18 protein-coding genes are annotated in these 23,536 nt (G+C 70.2%); 12 read left to right on the top strand and 6 right to left on the bottom strand.

Annotated elements, in window-relative coordinates; genetic code table 11:
- The first annotated feature begins 6 nt into the window (after positions 1-6).
- The 3 genes from ACX114_RS27035 to ACX114_RS27025 all read left to right on the top strand — a co-directional run bounded on the left by ACX114_RS27035 (position 7) and on the right by ACX114_RS27025 (position 2,778).
- Positions 7-1,317 carry an adenylosuccinate synthase gene (locus ACX114_RS27035; protein ID WP_459289137.1) on the top strand — a complete coding sequence of 437 codons (1,311 nt, stop codon included), beginning with the start codon at positions 7-9 and terminating at the stop codon, positions 1,315-1,317.
- A gap of 56 nt (positions 1,318-1,373) precedes the next feature.
- Complete coding sequence (locus tag ACX114_RS27030) at positions 1,374-2,273, top strand: tetratricopeptide repeat protein (RefSeq protein WP_459289135.1); 900 nt, start codon at positions 1,374-1,376, stop codon at positions 2,271-2,273.
- 64 nt (positions 2,274-2,337) lie between these two features.
- Positions 2,338-2,778 (top strand): PH domain-containing protein, encoded by a 441-nt coding sequence (locus ACX114_RS27025; protein ID WP_459289133.1) that lies wholly within the window; start codon positions 2,338-2,340, stop codon positions 2,776-2,778.
- Positions 2,779-2,791: 13 nt separating this feature from the next.
- On the opposite strand, the gene ACX114_RS27020 is transcribed toward ACX114_RS27025, so the two are convergent.
- Together ACX114_RS27020 and ACX114_RS27015 are read right to left on the bottom strand one after the other, a co-directional pair.
- Entirely contained in the window at positions 2,792-3,628 is an 837-nt protein-coding gene (locus tag ACX114_RS27020) for an FHA domain-containing protein (RefSeq protein WP_459289131.1), read from the bottom strand.
- A 128-nt stretch (positions 3,629-3,756) separates the two neighbouring features.
- Positions 3,757-4,392, bottom strand: coding sequence for an outer membrane beta-barrel protein (locus tag ACX114_RS27015; protein WP_459289129.1), 636 nt, complete (start codon positions 4,390-4,392; stop codon positions 3,757-3,759).
- 185 nt (positions 4,393-4,577) lie between these two features.
- Here ACX114_RS27015 and ACX114_RS27010 point away from each other — a divergent pair, with 185 nt between their 5' ends.
- Positions 4,578-5,783 (top strand): carbohydrate-binding family 9-like protein, encoded by a 1,206-nt coding sequence (locus ACX114_RS27010; protein ID WP_459289127.1) that lies wholly within the window; start codon positions 4,578-4,580, stop codon positions 5,781-5,783.
- Between the two features lie 9 nt (positions 5,784-5,792).
- Here ACX114_RS27010 and ACX114_RS27005 read toward each other — a convergent pair whose 3' ends face one another.
- Positions 5,793-6,053: a hypothetical protein gene (locus ACX114_RS27005; RefSeq protein WP_014398208.1), complete on the bottom strand. Its 261-nt coding sequence runs from the start codon at positions 6,051-6,053 to the stop codon at positions 5,793-5,795.
- On the bottom strand, positions 6,053-8,365 hold the full coding sequence (locus tag ACX114_RS27000) for a DNA internalization-related competence protein ComEC/Rec2 (RefSeq protein WP_459289125.1): 2,313 nt from the start codon (positions 8,363-8,365) through the stop codon (positions 6,053-6,055). The genes ACX114_RS27005 and ACX114_RS27000 overlap by 1 nt, the downstream gene beginning before the upstream one ends.
- A 338-nt stretch (positions 8,366-8,703) precedes the next feature.
- Here ACX114_RS27000 and ACX114_RS26995 point away from each other — a divergent pair, with 338 nt between their 5' ends.
- Complete coding sequence (locus tag ACX114_RS26995) at positions 8,704-9,198, top strand: CarD family transcriptional regulator (protein ID WP_014398206.1); 495 nt, start codon at positions 8,704-8,706, stop codon at positions 9,196-9,198.
- Positions 9,199-9,869: 671 nt separating this feature from the next.
- On the opposite strand, the gene ACX114_RS26990 is transcribed toward ACX114_RS26995, so the two are convergent.
- Positions 9,870-11,414 (bottom strand): FHA domain-containing protein, encoded by a 1,545-nt coding sequence (locus ACX114_RS26990; protein ID WP_459289122.1) that lies wholly within the window; start codon positions 11,412-11,414, stop codon positions 9,870-9,872.
- A 128-nt stretch (positions 11,415-11,542) separates the two neighbouring features.
- Between ACX114_RS26990 and cysS the strand changes: the two genes are divergently transcribed.
- From cysS to ACX114_RS26955, 7 genes are all read left to right on the top strand, one after another.
- Positions 11,543-13,012, top strand: a complete 1,470-nt coding sequence (gene cysS, locus ACX114_RS26985) for a cysteine--tRNA ligase (protein WP_459289120.1) — start codon at positions 11,543-11,545, stop codon at positions 13,010-13,012.
- Positions 13,013-13,057: 45 nt separating this feature from the next.
- A complete protein-coding gene (locus ACX114_RS26980) occupies positions 13,058-14,743 on the top strand; it encodes a M28 family metallopeptidase (RefSeq protein ID WP_459289118.1) in 1,686 nt (561 codons plus the stop codon).
- 79 nt (positions 14,744-14,822) lie between these two features.
- On the top strand, positions 14,823-16,991 hold the full coding sequence (uvrB, locus tag ACX114_RS26975; protein ID WP_459289116.1) for an excinuclease ABC subunit UvrB: 2,169 nt from the start codon (positions 14,823-14,825) through the stop codon (positions 16,989-16,991).
- A gap of 14 nt (positions 16,992-17,005) precedes the next feature.
- Positions 17,006-18,946 (top strand): excinuclease ABC subunit UvrC, encoded by a 1,941-nt coding sequence (uvrC, locus tag ACX114_RS26970; protein WP_459289114.1) that lies wholly within the window; start codon positions 17,006-17,008, stop codon positions 18,944-18,946.
- A gap of 138 nt (positions 18,947-19,084) precedes the next feature.
- On the top strand, positions 19,085-19,603 hold the full coding sequence (locus tag ACX114_RS26965) for a DUF507 family protein (RefSeq protein ID WP_014398200.1): 519 nt from the start codon (positions 19,085-19,087) through the stop codon (positions 19,601-19,603).
- Positions 19,604-19,664: 61 nt separating this feature from the next.
- Positions 19,665-21,062, top strand: a complete 1,398-nt coding sequence (locus ACX114_RS26960; RefSeq protein ID WP_459289112.1) for a hypothetical protein — start codon at positions 19,665-19,667, stop codon at positions 21,060-21,062.
- Between the two features lie 768 nt (positions 21,063-21,830).
- On the top strand, positions 21,831-22,181 hold the full coding sequence (locus ACX114_RS26955; RefSeq protein ID WP_459289111.1) for a hypothetical protein: 351 nt from the start codon (positions 21,831-21,833) through the stop codon (positions 22,179-22,181).
- Positions 22,182-22,191: 10 nt separating this feature from the next.
- On the opposite strand, the gene ACX114_RS26950 is transcribed toward ACX114_RS26955, so the two are convergent.
- Entirely contained in the window at positions 22,192-23,523 is a 1,332-nt protein-coding gene (locus ACX114_RS26950; RefSeq protein ID WP_459289109.1) for a di-heme oxidoreductase family protein, read from the bottom strand.
- Between the last annotated feature and the right edge of the window lie 13 nt (positions 23,524-23,536).

Genomic DNA, 23,536 nt, shown 5'->3' with positions numbered 1-23,536 from the left:
GGCACCATGCCGAACGTCGTCGTCATCGGAGCGCAGTGGGGAGATGAGGGGAAGGGCAAGGTCGTCGACCTTCTCACCGAGCACGCCCAGGTGGTCGTCCGTTTCCAGGGCGGCAACAACGCGGGCCACACGCTGGTGGTGGGTGGGCAGAAGACCGTCCTGCACCTGATTCCGTCCGGCATCCTTCACCCGGGCAAGACGTGTGTCATTGGCAACGGGGTGGTGGTGGATCCCGCCGTCCTCGTCCGGGAGATCGACGCGCTCAAGCCGCGCGGCTTCCTCAAGGATGACGCCCAGCTGCTCATCTCCGACAACGCCCACGTCATCTTCCCGTGGCACAAGCTGTTGGACAGCTTCCGGGAGAAGGCGCGCGGTGGCAGCGCCATCGGCACCACGGGGCGGGGCATCGGTCCGGCGTACGAGGACAAGGTGGCCCGCCGGGGCATCCGCGTGCGCGACCTGCTCCACCCGGAGCGCCTGCGCCGCCGCATCGACGAGCGCCTCCCCGCCGCGCTGGAGGAGCTCAAGGACCTCTGCGCCCAGGCGGGCGTGGACGTGCCGACCCTGGAGACGCCGCAAATCCTGGCGGAGTTCTCCGCCCTGGGCGAGCGCCTGCGTCCCTACGTGCACGACGTGTCCCTCTTCCTCTCCGAGCAGGTCCGCCGCGGCGCCCGCATCCTCTTCGAGGGCGCGCAGGGCACGCTCCTGGACGTGGACCACGGCACCTATCCGTTCGTCACCAGCTCCAACTGCGTGGCGGGCAATGCCGCGGTGGGCTCGGGCCTGGGGCCCACGGCCATCGACAAGGTGATGGGCATCAGCAAGGCGTACACCACGCGCGTCGGCGGAGGCCCGTTCCCCACGGAGCTCAGCGACGAGCTGGGAGACCGGCTGCGCAAGGTGGGCGACGAGTTCGGCGCCACCACGGGCCGCCCGCGCCGCTGCGGCTGGCTGGACGGCGTGGTGCTGCGCTACGCGGTGCGCGTCAACGGCCTGTGGGGCCTGGCGCTCACCAAGCTGGACGTGCTCAGCGGCATCAAGACGCTCAGCATCTGCAACGCGTACGAGCTGGACGGCCAGCGCGTCACCGAGCTGCCCGGTGACTACGAGGACCTCGCGCGCGTGAAGCCCATCTACGAGACGCTGCCCGGCTGGGACGAGAAGATCGCCGGCGTGCGCACCTTCGACGAGCTGCCGGAAGCCGCCAAGCGCTACGTGCGCCGCGTGGAAGAGGTCAGCGGCGTGCCCGTGGTGTGCGTCTCCGTGGGCGCCGACCGCGGCGAGACGGTGCTCCTGCAGAACCCCTTCCGCAGCTAGGAAGGACGCAGGCCGCAGTGGTCCTGGCCCGCCGGGGGCCAGGACGGGAGAGGGACATGGTTCGCACGCGCAGGTTCCAGCTCGGGGTCTCGGCGGTGGTGTGGCTCGGCACGTTGGCGGTGCCGGCCTGGGCGCAGGGCCCCAGCGCACAGCCCCCGGCCTCCGAGGCGAAGTCCGCCGCCCCGGCCGCACGCGCCCCGGGCCCGGCCACCGACACGCCTCCCGGCGCCGTGGAGCCCCAGCGCACGTCGCAGGCCGTGCTGGCGGCCACGCGGATCCGCGACGGAGACGCGCTGATGCGCGAGCGCCGCTACCGCGAGGCGGCCTTCGCCTTCCTCGACGCGGAGCACGCGGCCCCGGATCACGTGGAGGCGCGCTTCAAGCTGGGCAACGCGCTGGCGGTGCTCGGCTACTACGCGCGCGCCATCGAGGAGTGGGAGGCCGCGTCGCGTCTCACCCAGGACGCCGCCATCCGTCAGAGCGCGCAGGACAACATCACCCGCGCTCGCGTGAAGCAGGGCGAGCTCGGAGCGTCGCCTCAGGCCGTTGGGCAGCCGCCCGGCTCGGGGCCGGTGGCGGACACCACTCGGGCCCAGGCGCGCCGCGCCTACGAGCAGGGCGTCCAGCACATCAGCCAGCGCGCCTACGCTCCCGCGCTCCAGACGCTGACGCAGGCCCTGCAGCAGGAGCCGCTCCTGACCGTGGCGTACATCGCTCGGGGCAGCGCGAACATCGGGCTGAGGCGCTACGCGGAGGCCGCGGCGGACTACCAGTTCGCATTGAAGCTGGAGCCGGACGCGGCCTCGCCGCTGTACGGGCTCGCGGAGGCGTACCGCGCGCTGGGCCGCAACCTGGAGGCCCGCGACCTCTACGAGCGCTACGCGCGCTCCACCGCCGCCGACGTGCGGCCCGAGCTGAAAGAGGAGTCCCGCCAGAAGGCCGAGCGCCTGCGCTGACCGTCTGCCTGGAGAGCAGACGGGCATGGTCCGAGGGACTGTCCGGCCCACTATTTTGAAGGGCATGGACGGACGCGATCGGACGGTGGAGGGGAAGCAGCCGCACCAGGTCTTTCGCCCGCGCAGGGTGCTCGCCGCCGTGATGGCGGCGGCAGGCCTGTTATGGCTGGGCATCTTCGCCTGGCTGTTCCACTTCGACGGAGTGCCGCTGCAGACGTTCCTGTCCGCGGCCTTCTTCGTCGTCTTCTTCGGGGTGGCCGTCACCTACTACGGTCGCACCCGCATTGAAGTGGATTCCCGGGGCATCACCTGCCGGGGCATGGTGCGCACGCGGCGCTTCTCGTTCGCGGACATCCGCAAGCTGGACGTCCTTCCCGGCCCGGTGACGGTCTACGCCATCCGGGGCAGCAAGGGCTTCGTGCACTTCACCAGCTTCTTCCGTCACCATCGGTACCTGGCCCGGCTCCTGGTGGAGCGCGCGGGCCTCTCGCCCCTGCCGGCGTAGGGCGCGCGCTTCGTCAGCCTGTCGCCGCCACCAGGGAGGTGACGAGCAGCGCACCCAGGGCCAGCGTGACGGCCCCGGCGATGATCCACCCCTCCAGGCGCCGTGGCCCTCCCGCGGGAGGCCGCGGCGTTCCTGCATCCGCGTGCGCCTCCACGACGGCCACCGGCCGGGGCACGGGTCGAGCCTCCCCTGAGGCCTCGTCGAACGCCGCCTGGAAGCGGAGCAGCGAGCGCCCCAACTCCACGACGTCCCCGTCCGCCAGATGCGCGGGGGCCTCCAGCCGCACGCCGTTGAGGAACACGCCATTGGGCGTCCCCAGGTCCTCCAGCACGAACCCCGGGTCCTCGCGGCGGACCCGCGCGTGCATCCGCGACACGGCCCGGTCGCGCAGCCGCAGGGACATGCCGTCGCCCCGGCCAATGTCCGTGCACGCCTCCGCGAGCGCGTGACAGCGGCCCACGTCCAGTCCGGTGAGGCAGGTGAGGGTAGCGGCGCGCGAGGGCGGGATGTCCCCGTCCGTCAGCAGGCCCTTGAGCACCGCGACGGTGCCCACTTCGCGCCCGGGGGCGCTCGGCTCGGCGAGCACGCGCAGGCACATGCCGTCCGGAAGGCCCAGCACCTCGCCGGGCACCACCAGGCGCGACACGCCGGGCAGCACGCGCACCGCGTTCACGGTGAAGCTGCGCACCGCCTCCACCATGAGCCGCCCGGACTTGATGCGCAGGGTCAACAGCCCCGGAGGAAGGCCCTCCAGGTGGACATGGTCGTCGGGGCCACCGCCCAGCAGGTGGTGGCCCTCGGTCAGCTCGAACGGGGTGGGGGTGCCCAGGTGCTCGAATTCGAAACGCATGCGGACGCCCGGCAGCAAGCGTCACGCCTGCCACCGGACGTCGCGTTTTCGCGAGGTTGCCCCCAGGCCCCATCCAGCCCCGGCCTCCCATGTCCGGAGGCCGGGACGGCGGTGGCCATGGCTTCGATTTAGAACGTGGCGCCCAGGTTGATGGTGCCCACGTAGCGGCCGCCGCTGCTGAACGTCTCGTCGCCGCCCAGGTCCACGTCGGACGGCGGCACGGTGAGCGCGAACTCCTGGTCGAACAGGAAGTTGTAGTTCACGCGCGCGTCCGCGGTGAAGCTGCCGATGTGCAGGCGCAGGCCCGCGCCCACCGGCACGCTGCCCACCGTGTCGTCCTGGAAGCCCAGGGCGGCGGAGCGCACGTTGTAGCGGCTCAGGCCCAGGCCGCCCATGACGTACGGCTGGAGCGGCGTGGCCGACAGGCCCAGCGTCACCGCCGCCTGCGCGCCGTTGCGCACGATGTCCGGTCCGCTGGTGTCCGTCGCCAGCACGCGGCTGTCGTTGAAGTTGCTGATGGCGCCCGTGTAGGCCAGCTCCAGGCCCAGCACGTTGGTCGGCTTGATGGCCACCGTGACGCCGTAGCCCAGGCCTGGATCAATCTGGTCGCGCAGGCCACTGGTGTAGCCCTCCACACCGCCGCCCACGAGGAACGTCAGGCCGCGCATGTCCGCCGACCTGCGCAACTCCGTCGACGCCGCCTGTGCGGAACCCGCCGCCAACACCGCCACCGCCGCCGCGCCAGCCAACAATCCCTTGCTCATGTGGTCCCCTCCCTGTGTTGGACCGAAAAGTGGGGTGTACCTTCGTCCATGCCAACCGGGCCCCGGGGGCCCGCCGGCTCGGCCGCCCTCCCTTGCGGACGGGTTGCCCAGGCACGGGAAGCGCGCTGCCCACCCGAGGAAGAACGCTTCCCGGAAGACGGGGGAGGGTAGACTCCGCGCCTTCGATGCGTCCGCGCTCCCTTGCCCTCGTCCCGTTGCTGTCCTCCGTCCTGTTCATGGGTGGCGCCTGCCGCGATGAACAGGCGGGCCCTGCCCACCGTACGCCCAAGCTGCCCGCGCCCACGACGCTGCGGACGCTCGACGCGGCCCCGGAGGCGCTCACCTTCCGCAGCGGCGCCACCTTCGCTGGAGGCGCCATCGTCTACCTGGGCGCGCGCGTGACGCCGGAGAAGCCCACCGCGGGGCAGCCGGTGCGCATCGCGCACTACTTCCAGGCCGTGCGCCCGCCGCCCAAGGGCTTCCACTTCTTCGTGCACGTGGTGGATCCGGAGAGCGGCCAGATGCTGGCCAACGCGGATCACGAGTTCCAGGACGGCGCCGCGCCGCTGGAGACCTGGCCCGTGGGCCGGGTGCTGGAGGACGTGCACACCGTCGCCATGCCCGCCACGCCCGTCCGGCTCGCGTTGGGCTTCTGGAATGATGACGGGCGACTCACGGTGGATGATCCGCGCATGCAGCTGGGTGAAAACCGGATGCGCGGCCCGCTCCTGGGCGGCGAGCCTCCCGCGCTGCCGGAGTACACCGTCACGCGCGTGAAGAAGGCGCCTGTGATTGACGGCGCGCTGGACGACGAGGCCTGGAAGGGCGCGAAGGCCGTGACGCTGGCGGGCAGCTTCGATGGCCGGCCCGTGCGGCTGCGCACCCAGGCGCGACTCGTCTACGACGACACGAACCTGTACGTGGCCTTCGACGTGGAGGACCCGGACATCTGGGGCACGATGCGCAACCGCGACGACTCCATCTACGAGCAGGAGGTCGTGGAGGTGTTCCTCGACGCCAACGCGGACGGGCGCACGTACAACGAGCTGCAGGTGTCTCCCCACAACGTCATCTTCGACGCGTACTTCCCCGCGCGGCGCCAGGGCATGGACCGCTCGTGGGACTCAGGCATGAAGACGGCGGTGAAGGTGCGCGGCACGCTGGACGACGCGTCCGACCGCGACGAGGGCTGGACGGTGGAGATGGCCATCCCGTTCAACCGGCTCGCGGAGGTGCCACACATTCCGCCCCAGCCGGGTGAGCGCTGGCGCTTCAACCTCTACCGGTTGGAGCACCTCGACCGCCGGCAGGTGGAAGGCCAGTCCTTCTCGCCGCTCTTCATCGGCGACTTCCATGCGCTGCCGCGCTTCGGTTGGCTCGTCTTCCAGTAGGCCGGCACGTCAGGCGTGGGGCGAGATGTCCCACGGCGCATCCGCCACGGAGCGCTCCGCCGGGTCGCCCAGGAAGCGCACGAAGCCCCGGGCCTCCAGCGTGTCGACGAGCTCCTCGGCCTCCAGCTCGGAGAACCGGTTCTCCCGCATGTCGAGCAGCAGGTCGCGCATGAGGGACTTGCCGCGCAGGTAGCCCACGGGCTCGCCAGGGCCCAGGCGGGCCTTGAGTTGGGTCGTGAGCTGCCGGAGGTCCAGGTCGTCGGAGATCATCACCGCTCAAGCTGGGCCTGCTCCCCACTCCCGGCAACGGGGAGCGGTGCGGAATCCGCGCGCGGCAGGAAGGACACCAGCCGGACGTCCTCACCGTCGCTCTCCAGGGTGATGGCCCCGTCGCGGTCGGTGCGCCAGCACTCCGTGCCCAGCGCCCTGTAGCGGGCCTCCACCTCCGGATGGGGGAACCCGTAGCGGTTGCGCCGGCCCACGCAGAACACCGCGTGACGCGGCCGGGTGCGCTCCAGAAGCGGCGCGGTGGAAGACGTGCGCGAGCCATGGTGCGGAACCTTCAACACCGTCACCGGGCCCAGGGCCTCCTCGAGCGCGGCCTCGCCCTCCGCCTCCACATCGCCCGCCAGCAGCACGGTGACGTCGCCATGGCGCACGCGCAGCACCACGCTCCGGTCGTTCGCGCCCTCCATCAGCTCCCGGTCCACGGGCGGCCCCAGCACCTCCAGCGTCGCCTCGCCCAGGACAAACGCGGGATGCCCCACCTCCACCTCCTCGACCGTGGCGCCCTTCGCGGCGGAGATGATCCGCCGGGACAGAGGCCCGTCCGCGCTCCCCGCGGACAGCCACAGACGTTCGGTGGGCACCTGGGCCAGCGTCGACACGAGCCCGAGCGCATGGTCCGGATGCGGATGGGAGAGCACCGCGAGGTCCAACCGCGACACGCCCTCGGCCTTGAGGAAGGGCAGGACGAACCGCTCCCCGGTATCCGCGCCCTCCGGAACGCCGCCCGCATCCACCAACGCATGGTGGCCCTGGGAGCGCAGCACCACCGCGTCTCCCTGGCCCACGGAGAGGAAGGTGATCCGCAGCGCGGGCTCCGGAGCGAGCACGGGCAAGAGCAGTGTGCCCAGCACGGCCCCCGGAACGAGCAGGCCCAGCCATCGCCAGCGCCCCGAACCCAGTGCCCAGACGCCCAGCCCCACCGCGTACGCCCCGCCGAGCCACGGCCCCAGGCCCGGCACCTCCACCGCCGCGAAGGGCACGGCCGCGAAGCCCCGCGTCAGCACGAGGAGAAATTCAGACGCCCAGGAGCCTGCCCACAGCACAGGAGTCGCCACGACCGGCGCCACGACGAAGAGGGCCGCGCCGCCCGCCGCGAGCCCGGTGAGCAGTCCGCACAGGGGCAGGGCGACGATGTTGGACACGAGCCCCGCCAGGCTGACCCGGCCGAACGCCGCCGCCACCACGGGCAGCCCCACGAGCGTCGCCGCGCCGCTCGCGCACAACGTCTGCGCCACGGTCTCCCGCGCCTGGGCAGCCCACCGCTTCAGCAGCCGGGGCTCGGAAGGAGCCGGCCGGTCCAGGGGCAGGGCCTCGCGCAGCGCTGGGGACAGCAGCACCAGCCCCAGCACCGCGAGGAATGACAGCCGGAGCGAAAGGTCCACGACGCTCGAGGGCGCCCAGGCCACGAGCACCAGGGCCGCCAGCGACAGGCCATTCAACCCATCCGCGCGCCGCCATAGCGACAGGCCCACCAGCACCGCCGACGCCATCACCGCCGAGCGCACCGCAGGCGCCTGGTTCCCTGTGAAGAGGACGTAGGCCCAAACGAAGGGGATCGCCGCCGGAGCCGCCCACCGCCGCGCTTCCAGCGTCCGCCAGCGTCCACCCAACCGCACGAGCCCCCGCCTGAGCAGCGCGAGCGTCATCAACGCGAGCGCCGCCACGTGGAGTCCGCTGACGCTGAGCACATGGGCAAGCCCAGCCCGCGAGAACGCGTCCTCCCACGAGGCGTCCAGGTCGGCGCGCTGTCCGGCGGCCAGCGTGAGGAACAGGGCCGCCGCGTCCGCGGAGGGCGCGACTCCATGCACCGCCGTCGTCAGCCGCCCGCGCACGTCCTCCAGCGCGAGCCGCCACGACGGGGCAGGGGAGAGCACCAGCACGCGCCCCGGAACGAAGCCGCCCGTGAAGGCCACGCCCTGCCGCCGCCGCGCCGACGAGAAGTCCCGCTCGCCCGGATTCGAAGGAGGCGCATCTGGCACGAGCCGCGCCTCCACCCGCACGCGCTGCCCGGGGTGCAATTCCAGACCTTCACCCCGCCCGGAAAGGCTGACGCGGAATCGAGCGGCCACCGGAGGCTCCGGAACCGGCCCCGCGCAGGCCACCGCGAGCCGCAGCCTCACGGCATCATCGAAGCGCTCCACGCGCTCCAACTCACCTTCGAGGACCGCGCTGCCGCCTTCCTTGAGGGACGAAGGGAGGTCGACCCGAGCCTCCAGAGCGGAAAGCCCCGCGCCCGTCAGGGCCAGCGCGCCGAGCACCGCGAGGTGTGCTCCAGGCAACGGGCCGAGCGCCATTCCCAACCCACCCAGACAAAGCGCGCAGAGGAGAAATACCCCGGCGAAGCTCTCTGTTCCGGTTGGCCAAAGGGCGCCGAGCAAGAGGCTCAGCGCTGGAAAGAACAACGGACGCGCACCCAGGTCGCGCCACGAATAACGAACCAACACCCACCCCCACCCACCGCCCCGTCCGTCTCGCGGCGCTCACACACCGAGCGACACCGCACACAAAACCGGACACCGTAGTGCGGCTGTCATCGGGTGGTCAAGGCGATTTCGTTGCCCGTGGATGTGGTTTGTGGTAGTAGTGGCGGGCGTGAAGGCCGGGGTCGAAGCTTTCTCCAAGGAGGCAGTTAGTGCAGACCAGCTTCAAGACTGGTGACAAGGCGGTTTATCCGGGCCAGGGCGTCGGTGAGGTGATGGGCATCGAGCACACCGAGGTCGCCGGGCAGCGCCAGTCGTTCTACGTGCTGCGCATCCTGGAGAACGGGATGCGGATCATGATCCCGATCAACAAGGTCGGGTCGGTCGGCCTCCGGGAGATCATCAGCGAGGAGGACGTCAAGCAGGTCTATTCCATCCTCCGCGAGAAGGACATCTCCGTCGACTCCACCACGTGGAACCGCCGGTACCGCGAGTACATGGAGAAGATCAAGACGGGCTCCGTCTTCGAAATCGCCGAGGTGCTCCGCGACCTGTACCTGCTCAAGGGCGACAAGGACCTGTCGTTCGGCGAGCGCAAGATGCTGGACACGGCGCGCTCGCTGCTGATCAAGGAGCTGTCGTTGGCCAAGGACTGCTCCGAGGAAGAGGTCGAGTCCGACCTGAAGAAGATCTTCAACCTCGCCTGAGTCTCCGCGTGACGCGCGGCCTCAAGCCGCCGCGTTCGCGCCCCGGGTTCCCTCGATGGAATCCGGGGCGTCGTGTTTCCAGGGCCAGGCATGCGCCAAGCCTCCTCGGACGCCCAGCCGCTCCGCGCCGCACAAACCTGTCGGACAGTCGGACAAGTTCGGGGAGTCATCGCCAAGGACGGTCCCTCCGACCGGGCAGCGGAAACCCGTCCGACTGTCGGACAAGTTTGGAGCGTCGCGGCCAAGGCCGGCCTCGTCACCCGGGCAGCAGAAACCTGTCGGACTGTCGGACAAGTTTGCCCCTCCCGTGGCGGAGGGCCTCCGCCCCAGCCGGGCCAAGAAACCTGTCCGACTGTCGGACACGTTTTGGAACTCAGAGGCCGGAAGAGCCTCCGCCCCCGCCGAGCCAAGAAAACCTGTCCGACTGTCGGACACGTTTTGGAACTCAGAGGCCGGGACCTCCACCCGGGCCGAGCGGTGGAAACCTGTCCGACTGTCGGACACGTTTTGGAACTCAGAGGCCGGGACCTCCACCCGGGCCGAGCGGTGGAAACCGGTCCGACAGTTGGACAGGTCTTGCAGAACCGCATCGAGGAGGGCGGTGGGCGACCGGGATGTCAGGAGACCAGGCGCAATGGCCCTCATCCGTGGCGCTCGGCGGGACCGCTCAATCAGGGCGCCTGGGTAGGCAGTGCCGCCAGCTGCGAGCGGGCCTCGGCGTTGTCGGCGTCGTACTTGAGGGCCGTGGTGAAGGCCTCGCGGGCTTCGTCGAAGCGCTGGGCGCGAACGGCCTCCTGGCCCGTGCGCACGTACATCCCGGCGAGCTGGCGGCGGAGGCTGATGCCCTGGCGGCTCCAGCCCTGGGACAGCTCCCCGTCCGCCCGCACGGCGGCGCTGAGCGCATCGAGCGCCCGGGGACGGTCCTGCTGCGCCAGCGCGGTCCGGGCCGCGGCCTCGGCGGTCTGGAAGCGGGTGAGCTGCTGCACCAGGGGCGTGAGGTTCGCTCGCTTCGCCTGGGCCAACGCGCCGGAGACGTCACCGGACTCGTAGCGAGCGAGGATGTCAGCGCGCTGGCGCTCGTCCGGAGGCCCTGCCGGCTCGCTTGAGGACACGGCCTTCCGTCCGGACACGGCAACGACCGACGCATCCGCATGGGGTTCGCTCGCCTTCGTGGTCCCCGTGCCCTTCGCGACCTCCAAGGCGCTCGGAGCCGCGTCCTTCGTCGTCGCCCCGGTGGTCGGATGCAGGCCGCGAGCGATGTCCGAGGCACTCGGAGTCACCTGTCCCGACTGCCCCTTTCGCGCGATGTCCGAAGCGCTGATGACCTTCGCCGCTCCCGGACTCCCGTGAGTCGAGCCCGTCGCGTGGGCCTCCACATCGACACCTGTGGCCTCCTTCGCGGGTGGCGCCGCCTCGGTCTCCTGGACCTCCTTCGTGGGCGCCGCCGGAGCACCAGGTTCCTTGGCGGGTGCACCTTCCGCCGAAGCCCGCGCGGGAGCCCGGTCCCCCATGCGCATGGCCACCACGCTGATCAACGCCGCGACCGCGGAGCCCACGACCGCCGCGACCACCGCCACGGCGACCCCGTTCAGCCGGCGCTGTGCCCCGCGAGGCAGCAATGGATCCAGCGCCGTCCGGCTCATTGTTGGCCCGGCCCCCGAACCGCGCAGCCGCAGCGTCGCGTTGCCCAGGCTCAGCTCGTCCCCGGGCTTGATCTCCACCTCGCCCTTGATGCGCAGGCGGTTGACGAAGGTGCCGTTCTGGCTGCCCAGGTCGCGCACCATGAACACATTGCCCCGCCGGGTCAGCTGCGCATGGCGCCGGCTGATGGACGCGTGCTGTAGCCGCAGGTCCGACGTGGAGGACCGCCCCAGCGTGATGGAACCCTGGCGCAGGGGCACGAGCTGCCCGGCCCCGGGCCCGCGCTCCACGTAGACGAACGCGGGCGTCAGGCCCGGATCCGAGTACTCCTTCGCCCAGTCATACCGGGGCGACAGCTCACGGTCGGACCGGCTGCGCTCGCCCGGGCCTCGCCGCTTCGCCTTCCGGGGGCCCGCCGGATACTGGGGCACGCGCTGCGGGCGTGGATCATCCGCCTGCAGGGGCGCCACCTCGTCGTCGTCGAACGGGAGCTCCTCCGACGGGTCATCCGACGACGCCTGCTGCCCAGGAGGGCGGGGAGGGCGCGGCGGACGCTTCGGATTCGGCGGAGCCATGCGGCGATTCTCCCTATCCGACGCTTCCAACGCCAAGTGCTGGCCTGTGTGGGACCCGGGATCCTAGAGTGTGTATCGCGTTGCGCAAGTGCCGCGCCCGCCCTGTTCCCAAAGGAGGACCTTCCACCGTGGCCCCCCCATCCATCCGGCTCTTCAACACGATGTCCATGCAGAAGGAGCCGCTGGAGCCGCTCGTGCCCGGCGAAGTGAAGGTCTACGTCTGTGGGCCCACGGTCTACAGTTACATCCATATCGGGAACGCGCGTACCTTCACGTCATTTGACGTGGTGGTCCGCTACCTGCGCTACCGGGGCTTCAAGGTGACGTACGTGCGCAACTTCACGGACGTCGACGACAAGATCATCAAGGCCGCGCACGAAACGGGTGAGGCGCCCGTGGACCTGGCCTCGCGCTTCGTGGAGGCCTTCCGCGAGGACGCCCGCGCGCTGCACCTGCGCGAACCGGACGTGTCCCCGCGCGTGAGCGAGACCATCCCGGAGATCGTCGCCCTCATCCAGACGCTCGTGGACAAGGGCTACGCCTACGAGGCGAAGGGCGACGTGTACTTCGCCGTCGACAAGGACGAGGACTACGCGAAGCTGTCCAAGCGCAACCTGGACGAGCTGTGCCAGGGCGAGCGCGTGCAGCCCGGCGACCTCAAGCGCCAGTCTCTGGACTTCGCGCTGTGGAAGGCGGCGAAGCCCGGAGAGCCGTCGTGGGACAGCCCGTGGGGCAAGGGCCGTCCGGGCTGGCACATCGAGTGCTCCGCGATGAGCGAGAAGTTCCTGGGCCGCACGTTCGACATCCACGGCGGGGCGTTGGACCTCATCTTCCCCCACCACGAGAACGAGATCGCCCAGAGCGAGTCCGCCACCGGCCAGACGATGGCGAAGTACTGGATGCACTGCGGCTTCCTCGACCTGGAAGGCGCGAAGATGTCCAAGTCGCTGGGCAACGTGGTGCGCCTGCGCGACGCGCTCGCCAAGGTGGACGCGGAGGCCCTGCGCTTCTTCTTCCTCTCCACGCACTACCGCCACCCGCTCAACTTCGGGGAGAAGGCGCTCCAGGACGCCGAAGGGCGCATGGAGTACTTCTACGAAACGCTGCGCAAGGTGGACGAGCGCGTGGCGGGCAAGGACTTCGGCAAGGGCCCGCTGCACGGCGACCCCGCGCGTTTCCTCACGGAGTTCGAGTCCGCCATGGACGACGACTTCAACACCGCGGGCGCGCTGGGTGCCCTGTCCGGGCTCTTCGGCTTCATGAACGAGCTCACCGACAAGCCGCCCGTGAAGGACAAGCCGCTGGTGGGCCGCACGCTCCAGGCGCTGCGCGAGCAGGTGCGTGAGACGTCCCGCGTCCTGGGGGTCTTCGAGGACGACCCGGGCGCGTGGCTGCTGCGCCGCCGTGACCGCGCGGTGCGTGAGCGCGGCATCGACGTGGTGGAGGTGGAGCGGCTGCTCTCCGAGCGGACCGCCGCGCGCGCCGCGAAGGACTTCGCCAGGGCGGACCAGGTGCGAGGCGCCCTCAAGGCCCTGGGCGTGGACATCATGGACACGCCTGCCGGCACCTCCTGGAAGGTGGCGGCGACAGCCTCCTGAAAACCCGCTGGGGGGCCCCGTGCGGCCATGCTACGCACGGGGCTCATGAAGCTCCTCCCCGCGCTGTTCGTCTCGCTGTGCTCCCTGGGCCCGGTGCCCGTCCTGGCGGCGGGCGCGCCCACCGTCACGCCGCAGGAGAAGACGGCCGAACAGGCCATCACGGCGGACCTCCTGCGCGCGCACGTGCGCTTCCTCGCGAGCGACCTGCTGGAGGGCCGAGGCCCCGGCACGCGCGGCGACGCGCTGGCGCAGGAGTACATCGCCACGCAGTTCGAGGGCCTGGGCCTCAAGCCGGGCGCCGGGGACGGCGGCTACCTCCAGCGCTTCGACCTGATGGGCATCCACAGCCGCCCCGGCACCATGACCTTCCAGGCGAAGGCGGGCCGCGTGGAGCTCCAGCCGCGCGAGGACTTCATCGCCGTCTCTGGCGTGCAGGCGCCCGAGGCGAAGCTGGAAGCTTCCGAGCTCGTCTTCGTGGGCTACGGCATCGTCGCGCCGGAGTTCCAGTGGGACGACTTCAAGGGCGCGGACCTGAAGGGCAAGACGCTGGTCATCCTCAACAATGATCCGGAGGACGACCCGCGCCTCTTCGGCGGCAAGGCGCGCCTCTGGTACGGCCGCTGGGACTACAAATACGAGCAGGCGGCGAAGACGGGCGCGGCGGGCGCCATCATCATCCACACCACGCCCAGCGCGGGCTATCCGTGGCAGGTGGTGCGCACGTCGTGGACCGGCGAGCAGTTCGAACTGCCCGCGGGCGACGCGCCCCGCCTCCAGGTGAAGGCCTGGACGACCGAGGACGCCACGAAGCAGGTGATGAAGCTCGCGGGGCAGGACCTGGACGCGCTGCGCGCCGCCGCCCAGAAGCGCGACTTCCGCCCGGTGCCCCTGGGCGTGAAGGTGTCCCTGGGCCTCACCAACGAAGTGCGCCGCCGGCCCACCGCCAACGTGCTGGGCCTCCTGCCCGGCAGCGATCCCACGCTCGCGAAGGAAGTGGTGCTCTACAGCGCGCACCATGATCACCTGGGCAAGAAGGACGACGGCAAGCCCGGCGAGGACGTCATCTACAACGGCGCGCTGGACAACGCGGCCGGCGTGGCCTCGATGCTGTCCGTGGCCCGCGCCTTCACCGCGCTGCCCACGCCTCCGCGCCGCTCCATCCTCTTCGCCGCGGTGGCCGCGGAGGAGTACGGCCTGCTCGGCTCCGCGTACCTCGCGGCGCATCCTCCCGTGCCCCCGGGCCGCATCGCCGCGAACATCAACGTGGACGGTGGCAACGTGCTGGGCCGCACGCGGGACATCACCGTCATCGGCCTGGGCAAGTCCTCCCTGGACACCTTCGTCACCGCGATGGCGAAGACCCAGGGCCGCACGGTGAAGGCGGATCAGCTCTCCGACCGCGGGTTCTTCTACCGCTCGGATCAATTCAACTTCGCGCGGCAGGGCATCCCCGCCGCCTATTTCGGCAGCGGCATGGACTTCATCGGCCGGCCGGAGGGCTGGGGCAAGCAGCAGCGCGGCCAGTGGGAGGCGAAGCACTACCACCAGCCTTCCGACGAGGTCCGCCCGGAGTGGGACCTGTCCGGCGCCGTGGAGGACACGCGGCTGTTCTTCCTGGTGGGCGCCCAGGTGGCGAAGGCCCCGGAGATGCCCGTGTGGAACAAGGGGGACGAATTCGAGGCTGCTCGCCTGAAGTCCCTGGAGGCACTGAAGGCCCCGGCCGCGAAGTAGGGGGGCGCCCCGTCCTTTGTCGGACGGACGTGCACGAAGGTTCAGTACACAGGCAGCGGGGATGTTAGATCTGTCCTCTATGCCGGACTTCGAAATCGTCAGTGAGCACAAGCCGCAGGGCGACCAGCCAAGGGCCATTGGGGAGCTGACCGAGGGCCTGCTTCGCGGCGACCGCTACCAGACCCTGCTGGGCGTCACCGGCTCGGGCAAGACGTTCACGATGGCGAACCTCATCGCCAACGTGAAGCGCCCCTCGCTGGTCATCGCGCACAACAAGACGCTGGCGGCGCAGCTGTACGGCGAGTTCAAAGCGCTCTTCCCGAACAACGCCGTCGAGTACTTCGTCTCGTACTACGACTACTACCAGCCCGAGGCCTACGTCCCGTCGACGGACACCTTCATCGAGAAGGACTCGTCCATCAACGACAACATCGAGCGGATGCGCCACTCGGCGACGCACAGCCTGCGCACCCGCAACGACGTCATCATCGTGGCCAGCGTGTCCTGCATCTACGGCCTGGGCGCCGCGCGCAGCTACGTGGACCTGGCCATCCGCGCCTCCGTGGGCGAGGACATGGGCCGTGACGGCTTCATGCGCAAGCTGGTGGAAGCCCAGTACGAGCGCAATGACCTGGACTTCCACCGCGGGACCTTCCGCGCCCGCGGCGACACCGTGGAGGTGTTCCCCGCGTACGAAGAAGAGCGCGCCGTGCGCGTCAGCTTCTTCGGCGACGAGGTGGAGCGCATCACCGAGTTCGACCCGCTGCGCGGCCAGACGCTGGGCCAGTTGGAGAAGATCGTCATCTTCCCCGCCAGCCACTACGTCGCCGGCGCCGACGCGCGTCAGAACGCCATGCGCACCATCCGCGAGGAGCTGGCCGAACAGCTCCAGAAGTTCAAGGCGGAGGGCAAGCTCCTGGAGGCGCAGCGGCTGGAGCAGCGCACCATGTTCGACCTGGAGATGATTGAACAGGTCGGCTACTGCAACGGCATCGAGAACTACTCGCGCCACTTCACCGGGCGCGCGCCGGGGGAGCCGGCCCCGTGCCTCATCGACTACTTCCCGCGCGACCTGCTGGTGCTCATCGACGAGAGCCACCAGACGGTGTCCCAGATTGGCGCCATGTACCGCGGCGACCGCGCCCGCAAGGAGACGCTGGTCAACTTCGGCTTCCGCATGCCCAGCGCGTTGGACAACCGGCCGCTGAAGTTCGGCGAGTTCGAGGAGATGGTCCCCCAGGCCGTCTTCGTCTCCGCGACCCCCGCCGAGTACGAACTGCAGAAGTCCAAGGGCGTGGTGGTGGAGCAGATCATCCGCCCCACGGGCCTGACCGACCCCGAGGTGGAGACGCGCCCCGCGGGCAACCAGGTGGATGACCTCCTGGAAGAGGTCCGCGTGCGCGTGTCGCGCAACGAGCGCGTGCTGGTGACGACGCTCACCAAGCGCATGGCGGAGGACCTCACCGAGTACTACAGCGACGTGGGAGTGAAGGTCCGCTACCTGCACTCGGACATCGACGCCATCCAGCGCATGGCCATCATCCGTGACCTGCGCCGGGGCGAGTTCGACGTGCTCGTGGGCATCAACCTGCTGCGTGAAGGCCTGGACATCCCCGAGGTGTCGCTCGTGGCCATCCTGGACGCGGACAAGGAAGGCTTCCTGCGCAGCCACGTGTCGCTCATCCAGACCATTGGCCGCGCGGCGCGCAACGTGAACGGGCGCGTCATCATGTATTCGGATCAGATGACCGACTCCATGAAGCGAGCCATGGAGGAGACGACGCGCCGCCGCGACATCCAGCGCGCGTACAACCAGGAACACGGCATCACGCCGCGCACGGTGAAGAGCAACATCTCCGACTTCACGGAGAACATCCCGGACTACGACGCGGGTGCGGGCGCTTTGCCCATGGCGGCGGAAGGGGAGAACGACCTCCTGGAGCCCAAGGAGATCAAACGCCTCATCGAGGAGTTCACCGCCGACATGCTCAAGGCCGCGGACGAGATGCAGTTCGAGAAGGCCGCCGAGTTCCGCGACCGCGTCCAGCTGCTCAAGGACATGGACCTGGGGCTCAAGCCCGCCTCGCGTTCGCTCCTGCGCGCGCCGGCCAAGGCCGCGGATCAGCCCGGCACCACGCCGAAGAAGGGACGCGGACGCGGGCGTCCGTCCTCGTCTGGCAGCGGTTCGTCTGCCGGTTCCTCCGGGGCGGCGAAGCCCGCGGCCCGTTCGCGGTCACGCAAGAGCTAGCGAGAGGCCCCGCCATGGACATCCGGCTGCAGGAGAAGCTGGACGCGCTGCCCACCGAGCCCGGCGTGTACCTGATGAAGGACAAGCGCGGGACCATCATCTACGTGGGCAAGGCCATCAACCTGCGCAGCCGCGTGCGCAGCTACTTCAACCGCTCCGGAGACACCCGCGTCTTCGTGTCCCTGTTGGACACGATGCTGGGCGACCTGGAGACGGTGCTCGTCCACAACGAGAAGGAGGCCCTCCTTCTTGAAAACGAGCTGATCAAGAAGCACAAGCCGCGCTTCAACGTCCTGCTCAAGGACGACAAGCAGTTCATCTCCCTGCGCCTGGACCGCACCCAGCCGTTCCCCCGGCTGGAGGTGGTGCGCAAGTACGAGAAGGACGGCGCGCGCTACTTCGGGCCGTACTCCAGCGCGGGCGCCATCCGCGAAACGCTGCGCCTCATCAACCGCTTCTTCCGCCTGCGCACCTGCACGGACCACGTGCTCGCCAACCGCAAGCGGCCGTGCCTGCTGTATCAAATCGGACGGTGTCCGGCCCCGTGCGTCCATCCGGTGCCCCCGGAGGAGTACCGCAAGAGCGTGGATGAAGTGGCCATGTTCCTGGAGGGCAAGGCGGGGCAGCTCATCGAAGGGCTGCGCTTGCGGATGAAGCGCGCCTCCATGGAGCTGAAGTTCGAGGAGGCCGCGCGGGTGCGCGACCAGTTGCTCGCCATCGAGCGCAGCCTGGAGCGCCAGAAGGTGGCCACCACGGACTTCAAGGACCAGGACGTGTTCGCCCTGTATCGCGAGGGCGACCGCATCTTGTTCTACGTGCTGCACGTGCGGCAGGGCCGGCTCAACGGCGGCCAGGCCTTCCCCTTCGGCAGCCAGGAGTTCCCGGACGACGAGCTGCTCGCCTCGTTCGTGAACCTCTACTACGACCAGGGCGGCTTCGTGCCGGAGGAGGTCCTCTTGCCCCTGGAGCCCGGCGACGGCACGGAGGGCCTGGAGGCCCTGCTCACGGAGCGCAAGGGCGAGCGCGTGCGCGTCTTCATCCCCAAGCGCGGGGAGAAGCATGAGCTGGTGAACATGGCGGTGAAGAACGCGGAGCAGGCGTTCGTGGAGCGAAAGCGCACCAAGGACGAAACCGACACGGTCCTGTCACGGCTCCAGTCCAAGCTGGGGCTGCGCAACTTCCCGCGTCGCATGGAGTGCTACGACATCTCCCACTTCCAGAGCTCCTCCATCGTGGCGTCCCAGGTGGCCGTGACGGACGGGGAGACGGACAAGTCGCGCTACCGCAAATACAAGATCAAGTCGGTGGAGAAGCAGGACGACTTCGCCAGCATGTACGAGGTCATCACCCGCCGGCTCAAGCGCGGGCTGGAGGACAACGACCTGCCGGACCTGCTCGTCATCGACGGCGGCAAGGGCCAGCTCGCCAGCGCGCACGCGGCCATGAAGGACCTGGGCGTGGAGGGCGTGGACGTGGTGGGCCTGGCCAAGAGCCGCGATCAGGAGGTCTTCGACCGGGACGCGGAGAGCGCCAGGAGCCCCGAGCGCGTCTTCGTCCTGGGCCGCAAGGACCCCATCGTCCTGCCGCAGAATTCAGCGGAAATGTTCATGCTCACGCGCATGCGGGACGAAGCCCACCGCTTCGCCATCACCTTCCAGGGCAAATCCATGCGCAAGAGTTCCTTGCGTTCGGCGCTGGAGGACATTCCCGGCGTGGGCGAAGGCCGGCGGAAGATGTTGCTGCGCCACTTCGGTTCTCTCAAGCGGGTGGGCGAGGCCAGCATCGAGGAGCTGACCGAGGTCGTGGGCCCGGCGATGGCCGAGCGCGTCCACGCGGACCTGCATGGCGACCCCGAGGACGACACCGAGGACCCGGTGCGCGAGGCGTCCCTGGATGACGCTTCCGAACCCGTGCACGAAAAAGCGGATGGAGGGTCGCCACCCGGTGCGGCATGATTAAGTTCCGCTTCGGACGCCGGGGGGACTGGCCGCTGGAACCCGCGACGTTCCTAGGGTTTTTCATTGCGACCATGCTCGGCGCTGATTTATAGCGGTTGAAGATCCGAGCACGTTTGAAGAGGACGAGGGACCGACATGAGGCTGTATCCGAAGGTGATCCCGATCATCTCGCGCGAGGCCATTCAGCAGCTCATGCAGGACGGGGACATCGAGGTGGAGCCGATGCGCGTGGCCGACGCCGAGATGGATCTCTCCGCCATCATGCGCGAGTACCTCGCCAACGAAGAGCGTGTGAACCAGGCGACGCGCGAGGCCCTGGAGCGTCGGGGATATGACTACTCCAAGTTCAACCAGGTGAAGCGCGAGATGGCGGACGTGCGCGGCTTCAAGATGGGGGACGAGGGCATCGAGTACGTCATCAACCAGATGATTGAGTTCCTCCTCATCAGCCGGAACGTCGAGGAGGTCTACTCCCCCGACAACGTGCTGCGTCAGAAGATGTTCCAGGGCATGAAGAAGCACCTGGACGTCGACGACGAGATCGACCGGGAGGCCCGCTCGCGGCTGAAGCACCTGCAGGAAGGCACGAGCGCCTTCGACATCGAGTACAACAAGACGGTCGAGCAGATCCGCCGCGCCCGCGGTCTGATTTAGTCCCGGGGCGTGCCACGGCCCGCTCCGCTGCCTACCTTCAAGTTCAAGGGAGGCAGCGTCGATGGCGGGTCCAATCACGAGCATCTTGCTGTCCGGTGTCCTGGCGGCGGCGCCAGGGGGCGAAGGGGTCACGTTCGAGGGCCGGGAGGCCAGCGCGAGGACCGAGCAGCCGGACGGTTACTACTTCCAGGGTACGCTTCCGTTTGGTGACCTGACCGAGCGCGGCACGGGGCAGGCGTCGCTCTCCGTGCAGGACCGGGTGGGCGTGGCGAACGCGACCTTCGGCGACAAGGCGCGACTCTCAGCGAGCCTGCGCCTCGGTGGCGCCGATTACCGGGTGGAATTGACGCAGACGGGCTTCCCGCCCGCGCAGGCGATGTCTCCAGCGCCCGCCGGGCCGCTCCCTCAGCCGCCTCCGCATCTCATCGAGGGCGGGGTGCTGATGGGCACACCCATCTACGGTGAAACCGGCATTGGCTGGCGCGCCACGACGCGCGCGCACGCGGCGATGGCCGTCTGGGGCATTGGCAGCGTGTGGCGCAACGGGACGCTGCTGACGGACTCCGCGCTGGTGCACGCGGCGGCGTTGGACGCGGGCACGTACGCGGATGACGACACGAAGCGGCTGTTGCGCGAGGCGCGGCCGGGGGACGCGGAACTGGTGGTGGTGGTGTGGAACCTGCCGCCGCAGGCGGAGCCGCGCGGGTTCATCCAGTTCCTCTTCGACAACGTGTCCATCGACGTGGAGGGGACGCGGGTGCCATCGGTGGCGGTGGTGCCCACGACGGGTGAGTTGCCCGTGGCGCTCGGGACGCTGACGCCGGTGTCGCCCACGGCGTTCCCGGCGGCGGTGGCCCCCATGTCCGCGCCTCGCTTCGCGCAGGGCACGGGAGGCAGCGGCACGGCGGGCGTGAATCCCAGCGCGGCGAACACAGGCGTGGGCGCGGCGGGGACGACGACGGTCAGCGTGCCTTCGGCGCCCGCGTTGCCCACGGAGGGGCCTGCGACGATCAGCGGTTCGTTCACGCCCTCCGCGCCGGCCGAGCCGCCCGCGGTGGTGTCGGGCGCGTCGCCGGGCACCGCGAACACGGTGGGGCAGGGGACGTTCACCACGCCGCCGACGGTGGCGGGTGTGTCCGTGGGGGGCTTCACCACGCCGCAGCTGCCCGCGCCGGACTTCAACAACTTCGTGGGCACGAGCCAGGTGAGCCCGGGCATTCTCTCCACGGTGCCGCCGCTGTCGCAGACCTCCGGCACCCCGGCGTCGCCCATCCTGGGGACGCCCGCGCCGCTCAACACCGGCACGCCGGCGCCGCTCCTGGGGACGCCTCCGCCGCTCAACTCCGCGCCGAGCACCGCGCTGCCGGCCACCCCGTCCCCGGCCAACGCCGCGCCTGCGGCATCTCCAGCGGCGGCCCCGGCGGCTCCGGCAGGTGGTGCCGCGGCGTCCGCGCGTTGAGGAATCGCCGCCGCGCCCGCGGCATCTCCAGTGGCGGCCCGGCGGCTCCGGCGGGCAGTGCCGCGATGCCCGCGCCTGAGGAAGCGCCGCGCCAGCGGCATTCTAGCGGTGGCTCCGACGGGCAGTACCGCGGCGCCCGCGCCTGAGGAAGCGCCGCGCCAGCGGCATCTCCTGCGGTGGCTCCGACGGGCAGTGCCGCCGCGCCCGGGCTGAGGAAGCGCCGCGCCAGCGTCGGTTCCATGCGGTAGCCCTTGCGGCTTCCGGCAGGTGGTGTCGCGCCGCCCGCGCGCTGAGAGAGCGCCGCGCCAGGCCCGGCCCGGGATGCGGCGCATCTGCCGGGCCGGCGCGTTTCAATCTGGTCCGGCAGTCGAACAGGTTCGCGAGGTGCGCCCCGCCGGGCCGATGCGCTTCAAACCGGTTCGGCAGTCGGACGGGTTCGCGACATGAGCCTCCGACGGGCCGATGTCCTTCAAACCGGTCCGACCGCCGGACAGGCTCGCCAGGTGTGCTCCTGCCGGGCCAATGCGCTTCAAGCTGGTCCGACAGTCGGACAGGTTCGCGACAGGCGCCCCGACGAGCCGGCGTGATTCAAGCTGCTCCGACGGTCGGACAGGTTCGCGACATGCGCCCCTGCCGGGCCGATGCGCTTCAACCCGGTCCGACAGTCGGACAGGTTCGCGGTGGGCTCCCCTGGCGGGGGGCCCTTCGCACCGGCGGGCAGGGGGTGGGAAAATTGACCGGATGCTACGGGCCTGTAGCGTCCTGGGCATGTCCCCTCCCGTCGCAGCCCTCGCCACCCCCGCGATGTTGCGCCGTACCGACCCTGTCCGTGGGGCGGTGGAGCGCCTGGCCCGGACGCTGCCCGCTCGCGAGGACGCCACCGTCCTCCTGGACTTCCTGGAGGACGACCTCCGCGAGGGTCTGGATGCCCTGGGCGACGTGCAGGCTCACTTCTACGACCTGCTCCTGGCCCTCCACCGCGAGACGCTCACGCCGGTCGCCGTAATGAACGCGGGCGACAACCTGCACGTGCTCCAGCGCCTGGAGGACCTGCACGAGGTGGTGACCCAGCTGCGCCGCCGTCTGTCGCAGGCCGCCGGGATGATTCGCAACGGCTGAAGGCCGCTCGCTACAGCGACTGGAGGAAGCGCACCAGCGCGCCCCGGTCGCTGGCGGACAGGTTGCGGAACCCCTCCCGCGCCCGCTCCGCCTCACCGCCGTGCCACAGCACGGCCTCTTCCAGTGTCCGGGCCCGCCCGTCGTGCAGGTAGCCCGAGTACGGAAGGATCGTCTGCGTCAGCCCCAGGCCCCACAGGGGCGCCGTGCGCCACTCGGTGCCGGTGGCGTCCCCATCCGGCCGCCCGTCCGCCAGGTCCGCGCCCAGGTCGTGCAGCAGCAGGTCCGTGTACGGGTGGATGCGCTGATGCGACAGCTCCGCCACCGGGTGCTCCCCGGTCTCCAGCGTGTCGCGGTGGCACGTCACGCAGCCCAGGTCCTTGAACTTCGCCTCGCCGCGCTTCACCGCCGCGTCGTCCAGCGCCGTGCGCGCCGGCACCCCAAGCGACTGCGCGTAGAACACCGCCGCGTCCAGCGTGTCCATGGGCAGCTCGAAACCGCCGCCCGCGTCCGGGAAGAGGGGATTCGTAATCCCCATGTCGTTGAAGTAGGCCTCCGCTGACTGCTGCCGCAGGTTGGGGCTGTTCGCCTTCCACCCGAAGCGCCCCGGCACCAGCGCGAGCGCCTGCACGTCCCACACGGTGTTCATCCGCCCGGAGATTCCGTCGCCGTTCGCATCCGTGGCGTCCTCCAGCGCCCGCAGCGTGGCCAGGTCCACCGCTTCCAGCAGCCCCAGGCCCACCACCGGCGGCGGCAGGCGCAGCGACGTGAGCATGTCCGCGGGCGGAGACGACCCGTCCGGCATCACGATGGTGATGCGCGGTGAACGCAGGCCATATGCCGTCCCGTCCGCGTACTTCCCCTCGCGCTCCTCCCACGCGAGCGTCACGGTGGCCTCCGGCGACGCGCCGTAGACGGCCTGGTCCTGAATCTGGAGCCCCAGCCCGGGCACCGGCACCGCGCCGTTCGGGTGCTCGGGCGTGCCCTCCGGAAGGCTCACGCGCACCAGCAATTGCGTGCGCGTCGGTCCGCCCCCCATCACCGGCATGCCCCGCCCGTTGCGCAGGTGACAGCCATTGCAGGAGGCGTTGTTGTACGCGGGCCCCAACCCCGGGTTCACCGGGGCGGGGCCGGGCACGAAGACGGCTGCGAAGGCGGCGTCGCCCTCGCGGTGGAGCGCTTCATGCTCCGCGGTGAGGTTGGGGGCGGGCTGCGCGAACGCCCGCGACGTGCGGTCGTCGATGGTGGTGTCGCCCCCCGCGCGCGGCGAAGCCTCCGGGGCCTCGGCCTCCGTGCCGCAGCCCGCGAGCCACAACAACAGCCCGAGTCCCAGCGCCTGTCGCATCGCGTTCCCCCGC

This window comes from Corallococcus sp. M7, from assembly GCF_054512695.1.
Note: the sequence above shows the minus strand (reverse complement) of the source record. Positions and strands in the feature narration are given on the sequence as shown.

What these genes read in the sequence shown, in the direction of transcription:
- ACX114_RS27035 (WP_459289137.1), top strand. Translation starts at nt 7, where the DNA reads ATGCCGAACGTCGTCGTCATCGGAGCGCAGTGGGGAGATGAGGGGAAG.
- ACX114_RS27030 (WP_459289135.1), top strand. Translation starts at nt 1,374, where the DNA reads ATGGTTCGCACGCGCAGGTTCCAGCTCGGGGTCTCGGCGGTGGTGTGG.
- ACX114_RS27025 (WP_459289133.1), top strand. Translation starts at nt 2,338, where the DNA reads ATGGACGGACGCGATCGGACGGTGGAGGGGAAGCAGCCGCACCAGGTC.
- ACX114_RS27020 (WP_459289131.1), bottom strand. Translation starts at nt 3,628, where the DNA reads ATGCGTTTCGAATTCGAGCACCTGGGCACCCCCACCCCGTTCGAGCTG.
- ACX114_RS27015 (WP_459289129.1), bottom strand. Translation starts at nt 4,392, where the DNA reads ATGAGCAAGGGATTGTTGGCTGGCGCGGCGGCGGTGGCGGTGTTGGCG.
- ACX114_RS27010 (WP_459289127.1), top strand. Translation starts at nt 4,578, where the DNA reads ATGCGTCCGCGCTCCCTTGCCCTCGTCCCGTTGCTGTCCTCCGTCCTG.
- ACX114_RS27005 (WP_014398208.1), bottom strand. Translation starts at nt 6,053, where the DNA reads ATGATCTCCGACGACCTGGACCTCCGGCAGCTCACGACCCAACTCAAG.
- ACX114_RS27000 (WP_459289125.1), bottom strand. Translation starts at nt 8,365, where the DNA reads ATGGCGCTCGGCCCGTTGCCTGGAGCACACCTCGCGGTGCTCGGCGCG.
- ACX114_RS26990 (WP_459289122.1), bottom strand. Translation starts at nt 11,414, where the DNA reads ATGGCTCCGCCGAATCCGAAGCGTCCGCCGCGCCCTCCCCGCCCTCCT.
- ACX114_RS26980 (WP_459289118.1), top strand. Translation starts at nt 13,058, where the DNA reads ATGAAGCTCCTCCCCGCGCTGTTCGTCTCGCTGTGCTCCCTGGGCCCG.
- uvrB (WP_459289116.1), top strand. Translation starts at nt 14,823, where the DNA reads ATGCCGGACTTCGAAATCGTCAGTGAGCACAAGCCGCAGGGCGACCAG.
- uvrC (WP_459289114.1), top strand. Translation starts at nt 17,006, where the DNA reads ATGGACATCCGGCTGCAGGAGAAGCTGGACGCGCTGCCCACCGAGCCC.
- ACX114_RS26965 (WP_014398200.1), top strand. Translation starts at nt 19,085, where the DNA reads ATGAGGCTGTATCCGAAGGTGATCCCGATCATCTCGCGCGAGGCCATT.
- ACX114_RS26960 (WP_459289112.1), top strand. Translation starts at nt 19,665, where the DNA reads ATGGCGGGTCCAATCACGAGCATCTTGCTGTCCGGTGTCCTGGCGGCG.
- ACX114_RS26955 (WP_459289111.1), top strand. Translation starts at nt 21,831, where the DNA reads ATGTCCCCTCCCGTCGCAGCCCTCGCCACCCCCGCGATGTTGCGCCGT.
- ACX114_RS26950 (WP_459289109.1), bottom strand. Translation starts at nt 23,523, where the DNA reads ATGCGACAGGCGCTGGGACTCGGGCTGTTGTTGTGGCTCGCGGGCTGC.